The 5,226-nt window shown below is 50.2% G+C and carries 5 protein-coding genes; 4 read left to right on the top strand and 1 reads right to left on the bottom strand.

All coding sequences use genetic code 11. The features are described from left to right. Positions 1 to 124: 124 nt before the first annotated feature. Positions 125 to 964: a PepSY-like domain-containing protein gene (locus tag DXA15_RS24475; protein ID WP_128135777.1), complete on the bottom strand. Its 840-nt coding sequence runs from the start codon at positions 962 to 964 to the stop codon at positions 125 to 127. Positions 965 to 1,171: 207 nt separating this feature from the next. On the opposite strand from DXA15_RS24475, the gene DXA15_RS24470 reads away from it, so the two are divergent. Genes DXA15_RS24470 through DXA15_RS24460 form a run of 4 tightly spaced genes read left to right on the top strand, consistent with a single transcriptional unit; the run spans position 1,172 to position 5,006 of the window. Then, positions 1,172 to 2,416, top strand: a complete 1,245-nt coding sequence (locus tag DXA15_RS24470) for an efflux RND transporter periplasmic adaptor subunit (protein WP_128135778.1) — start codon at positions 1,172 to 1,174, stop codon at positions 2,414 to 2,416. 49 nt (positions 2,417 to 2,465) lie between these two features. After that, entirely contained in the window at positions 2,466 to 3,728 is a 1,263-nt protein-coding gene (locus DXA15_RS24465; protein WP_128135776.1) for an ABC transporter permease, read from the top strand. Positions 3,729 to 3,750: 22 nt separating this feature from the next. Next, on the top strand, positions 3,751 to 4,083 hold the full coding sequence (locus DXA15_RS27420; RefSeq protein ID WP_233567618.1) for a hypothetical protein: 333 nt from the start codon (positions 3,751 to 3,753) through the stop codon (positions 4,081 to 4,083). Between the two features lie 5 nt (positions 4,084 to 4,088). Further along, positions 4,089 to 5,006, top strand: a complete 918-nt coding sequence (locus DXA15_RS24460; protein WP_233567617.1) for an FtsX-like permease family protein — start codon at positions 4,089 to 4,091, stop codon at positions 5,004 to 5,006. Positions 5,007 to 5,226 lie beyond the last annotated feature (220 nt).

Here is a 5,226-nt window from a genome sequence, read left to right as displayed (position 1 = left end):
GAAATGTGGCTAAAGCCAAAAAAAGAACCTGCTTATAAACCGTCAGCTAAAGCAGACGGCAAATGAACCTGTAACAGATGAGTCACTTTGACAGTTGGATAGCTCAATTATTTCTAGCAATGTTTCATCCAACAACATTCCCCATCGCATCGAATGTGACATCTGTGCTTTGTCCGTTATGATCGACGGTGAAGGTGTAGAATGTTCCCGCAATCTCGATCTTTACTGTTATTGCTTCGATTGTATCTTCGGCATAGCCTGTGGACTGGAAGGCAGCCATGATAACCTCCGGTACCTCCTGTTCGGCTATCTGGTATGTGGTACTCTGCCACCGGTAATCTTTATTCAGTTGGGCGATCTTATAAACTTTTCCGTCTAGCATATTCAGGATGTATCCTTCGCTGTTGCTCTGTATATCCAGCAGGTCGCAGGTTGCGAAAGTAAGGTTCATCAACGTATGCACTTCTGCCGGGATCACGATCGGGGCATCTTCGTTCCCTTCGTCGTTCACCGTCTTGATCAGGTTGCCGTATTGCGAATAATACAGGTCCATGTCGTTGTTTCCCTTTTCGGCATTAATCTTATAGACGACAGCCATGCTATCCCGGTTGATCGTATAAGAATCATCCACTTTCCAGCCCGCATAAAGGCCGTTGTTGAATGCGCCGGTCACCGCCTCCGGAAGTTGGTTGAAAGGTGTATCCGCCTTATCCATCATCCACTTGCCCTGTTCGGTGAGCCATGCCTCGGTCGAAATACCATTGTTCGTGAACTCGGCTACATAATAATTCCCTTCAATTGTAAAGAGCGGGTTGGAGGCGTCGGGATATTTCTTATTGAAAGCCTGCATTACCGGCTCAGTCGGTTCGATGGCATTTTTGTGATTGTCATCATTATTGTCGCAACCGGTGAGGACGAACCCCAGGGCGACGAAAAGCGATAAAATAATAGATCTGGTACTCATATCTTTCTTGTTTTAGCGATTAATAAGTGTTTTACCTTCTTTGTCGATAAAGAACAACGCGGAGAGCCGGAATGTTTTCTGTAAAACCGAACACACTGTCCGATATTGAACACTGTTTGTTTTATAGTAGGCTCACAATATCAGTGGTTTAGCTTTTTGGCACGGAGTTTGCCTCTACTGTGGTGGAAAATAAAAACAATACTAAATATGGACAGAGAGATATCAAAAGAAGTTCGAAGAAAAGAACAACGCAAACAAATCATAAAGATCGGGGGAGGCGTGGGAGCGGCCGTGCTCGTCATTGCCGTGATCATTTCTTTCCTGCAAACCAGCCTGAACCGTAAAGACCTGACTATATCCACCGTCGACCAGGGCGTCATCGAAGTATCGGTCAGTGCCTCCGGCAAGGTGATACCCGCTTTCGAAGAGATCATCAATTCCCCTATCAACACCCGTATCGTCGAGATATACAAAAAAGGAGGCGACTCTGTCGATGTAGGAACACCGATCCTCAAACTCGACCTGCAAAGTGCCGAAACGGAATATAAGAAGAAACTGGACGAGCAACAGATGAAACAACTCGAACTGGAAAAACTCCGTGTCACCGGCCATAGCAAACTCTCCGAAATGGAGATGAATCTGAAAGTCTCCCGCATGGAACTCGACCGCAAAGCCGTCGAACTGCGTAACGAACGCTACCTCGACAGCCTCGGTGCCGGCACCACCGACAAAGTACGCCAGGTAGAACTCGACTACAACGTCAGCCAGCTTAAACTCAAGGAAGACGAACAAAAATACATCAATGAACAGGCCCTTGCCGAAGCCGACCTGAAAGTAAAGGAACTCGAACTCAACATCTTCCGCAAAAGCCTCGCCGAAACCAAGCGTACGCTCGACGATGCCCAGGTCCGCTCCCCCCGCAAGGCGATCCTGACCTACGTGAACAACGAGATCGGTGCCCAGGTAAGCGAAGGCACCAAGATCGCCATCGTCTCCGACCTCTCACATTTCAAGATCGAAGGTGAGATAGCCGACACTTATGGCGACCGCATCGCCGCCGGCAGCAAAGCCGTTGTCAAGATCGGCAGCGACAAACTGGAGGGCACCGTCAGCGACGTCACCCCGCTGTCGAAGAACGGCGTCATCTCCTTCACTGTCCAACTGGAAGAAGACAACCACCGCCACCTCCGCTCCGGCCTTAAGACCGACGTGTATGTCATGAATGCCGTCAAGGATGACGTCATGCGCATCGCCAACGCCTCTTATTATGTTGGCAAAGGTGAATACGACGTCTTTGTGGTCAACGGCGACCAACTCTTGAAGCGCAAGGTGCAGCTGGGCGACAGCAACTACGAATACGTGGAAGTGATCAGCGGCCTGCAACCCGGCGACCAGGTCGTAGTCTCCGACATGGCAAGCTATAAGGACAAGAACAAACTTAAAATAAAATAACGTCCCGTACGGGCGGTTCGCGAACCGCCCTAACATAAACAACAACAATATGTTCAAACAATACCTCAAACAAGCCCTGAACATGCTGCGTGAGAACCGCCTCATCAGCCTGATCTCCATACTCGGCACGGCTCTTTCGATAGCCATGATCATGGTTGTTTGTCTGGTCTTCCAGATACAATCCGCCAGTTTCTCACCCGAAACAAACCGTAATCGTATGCTCTACATCGAGGACGGGACTCAGGTGGAGTGTTCCGCTAACAGACGCTACAACGGCTTTATGTCTCAGGAAGCTGTCCGTGAATGCTTTTACACGTTGAAGAAACCCGAAGCAGTTTCCGCCTGGTTCAGTTTCCCGGCTCCACTGTCGCTTCCTGGTAAGCGCATGTATAATTCCTATGATATCATGTATTCCGACCCTGCATTCTGGAAGATATACGACTTTCGTTTCCTGGAAGGTAAACCATTTACCGATGCCGATTTCACCTCGGGCATTCCCCGGGTAGTTGTTAGTGAAAGCGTGGCCCGCACCCTGTACGGAAGCACTGATGTGGTAGGTAAGCCAATCATTCTCGAGCAGATGCCCTGCACGATCTGCGGTGTAGTAAAAGACGTTAGTCGTGCCGCCGACACCTCTTTTGGCGATGTATGGGCACCCTATACGCTCAATCAGATGATACTTGGCCTGACCCAGATGGAAGGTATGGGCGGCGCTTTTAAAATAACCCTGCTGGCTCATGATAAAGGAGACTTCGACGCCATCCGCCGGGAAATAGAACAGCAACGCGACCGCTACAACGCGGCAAAGCAAGATTGTAAGATCAGCTTCCTGGAGAATCCGATCACCCGCTTCGACAAGGCAATGGGTTCGTCAGGTTGGAGGAAGATAGCCCTGAAAGATTACCTGCTTGAGACGGGTGGCCTGCTTCTTTTGCTTCTTCTTGTTCCCGCATTGAACCTGACCGGTGTGACACAATCGGCCGTGCAGAAACGCCGTAGCGAGATGGGGCTCCGTAAAGTATTCGGTGCCACCCGGGGCATTTTGTTCAGCCAGTTGCTCTGTGAGAACGGACTTATCACCCTTTTGGGAGGAGTAATAGGACTGGTCTTATCGCTTCTCTTGTTGCCGGTTTGCAAAGACTTCCTTTTGAAGGATGCAGAGACAGTGCTCCATACGGATATGTTGTTTCAGCCGGGAATCTTCCTTGTCGCCCTGCTGTTTTGCCTGTTGCTCAACCTGCTGTCTGTCGGCATACCGGCCCTGCGCATTTCGCGGCAACCCATAACCAAGGCATTGAAAGGGGATGAATAATAAACATGTAATATAACGTATAATGATTAAACATATACTAAAGATAATATGGAACCAGCGTCGCAGTAACGGCTGGATATTTGCCGAACTGTTGGTCGTGGTAGCAATCCTCTGGGTGATGATGGATTCGATGCTGGTAGACCAGTACACCTACCATTCTCCACTCGGTTTCGATATAAGGAACACCTACAAGATACAACTGGGAGTACTTCAGCCGGGTATGCCGGGTTACGTGGACGAACAGGAGCAAACAACCCGCCTTGGAGAGGACATGTTCCGCCTGGTAGACAACCTGCGCCAGGCTCCCGAAGTGGACGAAGTTTGTCTGGCTGGTGCCGGTAGCCTTATTCCCTGAGTAGAATGTCGACGTTGTTGGTACCCGTCGGTGCCGACACGACGGTTCAGGCTCGCAACTATACGTATTGCACTGTCACCCCGGAGTATTTCGATGTGTTGCGTATAACCGATAAGGCCGGTGCTCCGCTCCGTTCCGTCGTCGGGACACGTACAGGCATCGTAATCAGTGCCGACCTGGAGGAGCAATTCCTTGAAGGCGGTGGCATGGGAGATTCTTTCCGGTTTGACGGAGAAGATGGCGAGCGTCTTCCTCTGGTCGGAATAAGTAATCCCCGTCGTTCTACAGAGTATGAAAAGAGTGCCCCGTACTTCTATGAGATCGTATCGCCTTCTGCGATGATCGACGTAGCGGAAATGTGGCAAGTGACCATAGATGTCCTTATCCGCATGAGTCCCGGCTTCCCGCCCGAAAAGATGGAGGCGTTCCTGCAAGGGATGGGTGACCGGTTGCTGGTGAACAATGTCTACGTTTCCAGTCTGGAGCCGCTATCCGATATGCGTGCCGACAGACTGAAAGACCGCGAAGACAATATGAAGAAGAAGACCGCCCTGGTGGGCTTCATGCTGATCAACGTCTTTTTCGGCATCATCGGAACCTTCTGGTTACGTACGCAGGCACGGCAGGGGGAGATGGGATTGCGCATCGCCCTGGGATCGAACCGCCGTCAGCTCAGCCGCCTGATGAACCTCGAAGGGCTTGTCCTGCTGGCTCTCACGATTCCCTTTGTGTTGGTATTCATACTAAATATGCTTTACTTCGATATGCCCGACACCTGTCGTCTCCCCTATACCTGGTGGCGTTTCGCGGTCACCTTCGGAGGAGCCTATTTGCTGATGGCGGGTATGATCAGCCTCGGTATCTGGTTCCCGATGCACAAGGCGGTACAGATGAAACCGGCGGAGGCGTTGCATTATGAATAAATAAGTACAGTATGGTGAGTATAGAAATAATTGAGCTATCGGTTTTGTGACTGGTTGTAACTGGCTCCCCTCTTGAGAGGGGGCAGGGGGTGTGTTAAAGCCAGTCAATAAAACAAGCCTTGTTACAGGTTTATTTGCCGTCTGCTTCAGCTGACGGATTAGTAAAGGATCTATCTCATTGGACTTTAGTCCCATTTCTTACAGTTTTCTATCTAAGAGA

It is taken from the genome of Parabacteroides sp. AM58-2XD (genome assembly GCF_003463685.1).
Lineage (GTDB): Bacteria > Bacteroidota > Bacteroidia > Bacteroidales > Tannerellaceae > Parabacteroides > Parabacteroides segnis.
This window is presented reverse-complemented; position numbering and strand designations above follow the sequence as displayed.